Origin of the sequence: Escherichia sp. MOD1-EC6842 (assembly GCF_002965705.1) — a bacterium.
GTDB classification, from domain to species: domain Bacteria; phylum Pseudomonadota; class Gammaproteobacteria; order Enterobacterales; family Enterobacteriaceae; genus Escherichia; species Escherichia ruysiae.
Window position 1 is genome coordinate 1 of record NZ_PTRF01000044.1, and the last position, 4,005, is coordinate 4,005.

The 4,005-nt window shown below is 45.8% G+C and carries 3 protein-coding genes and 1 pseudogene; 3 read left to right on the forward strand and 1 reads right to left on the reverse strand.

Going from position 1 to position 4,005, the window contains the following annotated elements; genetic code table 11:
• Both A7Z29_RS22910 and A7Z29_RS22915 read left to right on the forward strand, forming a co-directional pair.
• The coding region (locus A7Z29_RS22910; RefSeq protein ID WP_123058436.1) for an autotransporter outer membrane beta-barrel domain-containing protein at positions 1–1,916 on the forward strand (1,916 nt) is incomplete at its 5' end.
• A gap of 146 nt (positions 1,917–2,062) precedes the next feature.
• Positions 2,063–2,323 carry a helix-turn-helix domain-containing protein gene (locus A7Z29_RS22915; protein ID WP_286135452.1) on the forward strand — a complete coding sequence of 87 codons (261 nt, stop codon included), beginning with the start codon at positions 2,063–2,065 and terminating at the stop codon, positions 2,321–2,323.
• A gap of 209 nt (positions 2,324–2,532) precedes the next feature.
• Here A7Z29_RS22915 and A7Z29_RS22920 read toward each other — a convergent pair whose 3' ends face one another.
• Positions 2,533–3,240, reverse strand: coding sequence for an AraC family transcriptional regulator (locus A7Z29_RS22920; RefSeq protein ID WP_105290897.1), 708 nt, complete (start codon positions 3,238–3,240; stop codon positions 2,533–2,535).
• Positions 3,241–3,491: 251 nt separating this feature from the next.
• On the opposite strand from A7Z29_RS22920, the pseudogene A7Z29_RS22925 reads away from it, so the two are divergent.
• A pseudogene (locus A7Z29_RS22925) lies at positions 3,492–3,756 on the forward strand (transposase); the annotation flags it as partial.
• Positions 3,757–4,005 lie beyond the last annotated feature (249 nt).

The following is a 4,005-nucleotide window of genomic DNA, read 5'->3' on the forward strand; positions in this document are numbered from 1 at the left end:
GCTTCAGTATTGCCGGTGGCAGTGCCGTCAATATGCTGCTGGAGAACGGTGGTTCTCTGAGCGTTTATAGTGGTCATGACGCCAGCGACACAACTGTTGGCAGTGGCGGTATGCTGGATGTCCGGAGCGGCGGTGTACTTCGTGGTACCACCACCCTGACAGATAAAGGGACGCTCGCCGGTGGTGCGTTCACAAATGTCACAAATGAAGGAAACCTGTATTTCCTCAACAACAGTGCGGCGACCTTTGCGGGTACCCTGACGGGGAGCGGTACCCTGACCCAGGAAGGCGGAAATACCCGCTTCAGCGGACTGTTGTCTCAGGATGGCGGGATTACCCTTCAGAGTGGCGCTGCAATGACGATGGTTACCCTTCAGGCGAACGCTAATGTGACGACACAGCCAGGCACCACCCTGACGCTGGATAACGGAAGCATCCTGACGGGGAGCGTTACAGGGGACAATACAGGTGCAGGTGACATGACGGTTAAAGGCGCCTCTGTCTGGCATCTCGATGGTGACTCCACTGTCGGTGCATTAACGCTGGATAACGGGACTGTCGATTTCCGTCCGTCAGCTACCACGCGCCTGACGCAGGCTTTCCGGCCGGTTTCACTGGTGTCTGAAAGTCTTTCAGGTAACGGGACATTCCGGATGAACACGGATATCGCATCTCATACCGGAGACATGCTGAATGTGACGGAGAATGCCAGTGGCAGCTTTGTGCTGGACATCAGAAATACCGGTCTTGAACCTGTTTCCGCAGGCACACCACTTCAGGTCGTTCATACCGGCAGTGGCGATGCTGCGTTCAGCCTGAACGGCGGAAAAGTGGATGCCGGTACCTGGGAATACTATCTGAACAAGGAAAATACTGACTGGTACCTGAAAGCTGACAGTAGTCAGCCAGGAACAGATAACCCGGGAACAGATAATCCGGGAACAGATAATCCAGGAACAGATAATCCAGGAACAGATAACCCGGTACCTCCGGTACGCCATACAACAAAATCGGCTGATGCTGTGCTGAATATGGCAACGGCACCGGTCTATGTGTTCAACAGTGAGCTTCAGAGTCTGCGTTTTCGTCACGGCGATGTCATGCAGAATACCCGTTCGCCGGGTGGTGTCTGGGGACGGTACACCGGGTCAGATACCCGTATCAGCGGTGGTGCCGGCTCAGGTTATTCACTGACCCAGAGCGGAATGGAAACCGGCGGCGACACCGTTTTTGAACTGAAGGACAGCAGGCTGGCTGTGGGGGCTTTTGTATCCTATACCGATAACAGCATCAGCCATAACCGTGGTGGCAGCAGTACTGTCGGAAGTACCGGCGGTGGTCTGTATGCAACCTGGTTTAACAATGACGGTTACTATGTGGATGGCGTTGTCAAAGTCAACCGTTTCAGGAACGAACTGCGCACCTGGATGAGTGACGGAACGGCAGTGAAAGGCGATTATCATCAGAATGGCTTTGGTGGCAGCCTGGAAGCAGGCAGAACCTTCAGTCTGAATGAAAACACCTGGATTCAGCCTTATCTCCGTAGTACGGCATTCCGGGCAGAATCAAAGGATATCAGTCTGGATAATGGTATGAAGGCGAAAGCAGGGACAACCAAATCACTTCAGGGTGAAGTGGGTGTGAACCTCGGGATGAATCTTGATGTTGCCGGAACTGTTGTCAGACCGTATCTGACGACGGCAGTGAGTCATGAGTTTTCGGATAACAACAGGGTCCGGATAAATGACAGCTATAACTTTACTAACGATATCTCAGGTACCACAGGGAAATACGGTGCCGGGGTGAGTGCTCAGCTGACAGCGAATGCAGGGGTGTGGGCAGAAGCGAGTTACCAGAATGGCGAGAATACAGAATCGCCGGTAACAGGTAGCGTTGGTTTCCGGATTAATTTCTGATGTAGGGAAAAGAGGGACGGACATCAGGTATTCAGATGTCCGTCCTGTCCGGGAAGATGACAGAAATAGTGAATAACATCTTCTGTAATTGATATCTGTTCAGACGGAAAATGAAAAAAACAACGTGCTATGTAAAAACTGAGATCATGGAACATGATCTTACAGCGCATTTCTGGATATGCCCGACGCTGACTGCAAGTGAAAGTTGTGTGTTTGAGTTATTAGTAAAAGGATATACGGTAACTCAGATCTCAGAGAGTCGTTCCCGTAGTGCCAAAACTGTATCAATACAAAAACATCAGATATATAAAAAACTTGGGATACGTAATGATGTTACATTCTGGCTGGATTTATCGTTGTCACCTTATGTGAAGATTAAATTCGAACCAGCTCCGGTTGTTTCATAAAATAAAAAGTTGTGCACGGGAGGGTGTGTTTACATATTCTGTTCTGGTTGTATATGACTTTGTTTTAAAGTTTTGTACAGCGATTCGCATCACTCAGATAATATATTTATTCCCTGTCATTTTCTGACAGGGAAGGTGCCGGAATTCTTTATGTTACGCTATGATGTCAATGATTTCATCAGAGAGTGGGATATTTTATTTTTAATGATTTATGGCTGATTAATAATCATCTGATGGGGTGTGACGCCAAAATATTGCCTGAAAACGCTGATAAAATACGGAGTGCTTGCATAACCACACCGTGTTGCGAGCTGCTTCACTGATAGTTTACTGAAAATAAGTTGCCGGGCACAATGCATACGCATATCCAGCAGAATTCGTGAAAAGGAAATGTTTTCTTCCCGGAGCTTTTTTTTCAGCAGGCTTTCACTCATGTACAGAGAATTACTGATGTCTTTAATTCTCCATGCCCGTGACGGCATGGAGGAGATAATATATCTGACTTTAAGTGCAACTGATTTGATGCATTTAAATAACAGAGGCATGAAACTTTTATGTGTTGAAAAAATGGAAAGGCAGGCAAAAAACAGTTGTTCAGAGAATTGTTGTGGTAATGCCTTTTGTTGACTGATATGTAGTATGATATCGCGTAGCAGGAAGGGGAGTGTGAAGGTTGTTTTAATGAAGGGAGCAGAGACTGCCGTATCCGAGTACTGAATTCTGCCGGCATTTTCCATGTATTTTATGATAATACATTCATCAATCCGGAGTTCAGTGACATTATCGGCGTGGCACAGGAAAAGAGATTTACTGACATTATCTGTCAGCAGAACGTCGTTTTTCTGAAGTAATAGTTTTTTTCCGGCAAAAATTGTCTCAAACGGGCTGTTGATAAGAATAACGGAACAGGTAAACATAACATACACTCCTGAGTATCAAAAAACAGCAACATTAAAATATTAGATATTTTTCAGGAAAAATCTCATTTTATTTTCCTGGATACTTTCTGACATGCCCGGAGAATGGTATCTGACTCAATAAAGCTTGTGCTGCTTCCTGTTGCTCGGAAAATTATACCGGGTAGAGAAACAATGAGTCTGTACATGGATGATTTGAGTAGTTGCCTGATTTTGATATGTTCAATCCAGCATCAAATGAAGGCTGATTTATGGACGAAAAACAGTTACAGCCTCTGATTAACGAACTGGCCAAAAACCTCAAAAACTCTGAAGACCTCAGCCAGTTTGATCGGCTGCTGAAAAAGCTCAGCGTTGAAGCAGCACTTAATGCAGTGATGACTCATCATCTCGGATACAAGAAAAATCAGCCCAAACAGGAAGCCACTCCCGCAATAGCTATTCCACAAAGAGTGTTATTACGGGCGAAGGCATACTGGAACGTATATTCCACGCGATCGCGACGGCATCTTCGAACATGGGCAACATTTAATCGTCCGGAAAAGTGATTAGAAATAAGGGGTATCATTACTGCCTCAGGGACGGAAGATTTTTCTGATTATGAATCTACGATTTATATCTGATGTTTAAAGCTAAACTCTGGTCTGGTCGTTATCTAACCGTATAAAATTTACCAATCGAGTACCAAATAATAGGTAGTTTGGTGTAGAGGAGATTATTACCTACTAGCGTTAATCGGGATTTCAGATTAGTGTTATATAAATT

What these genes read in the sequence shown, in the direction of transcription:
- A7Z29_RS22920 (WP_105290897.1), bottom strand. Translation starts at nt 3,240, where the DNA reads ATGTTTACCTGTTCCGTTATTCTTATCAACAGCCCGTTTGAGACAATT.
- A7Z29_RS22915 (WP_286135452.1), top strand. Translation starts at nt 2,063, where the DNA reads ATGGAACATGATCTTACAGCGCATTTCTGGATATGCCCGACGCTGACT.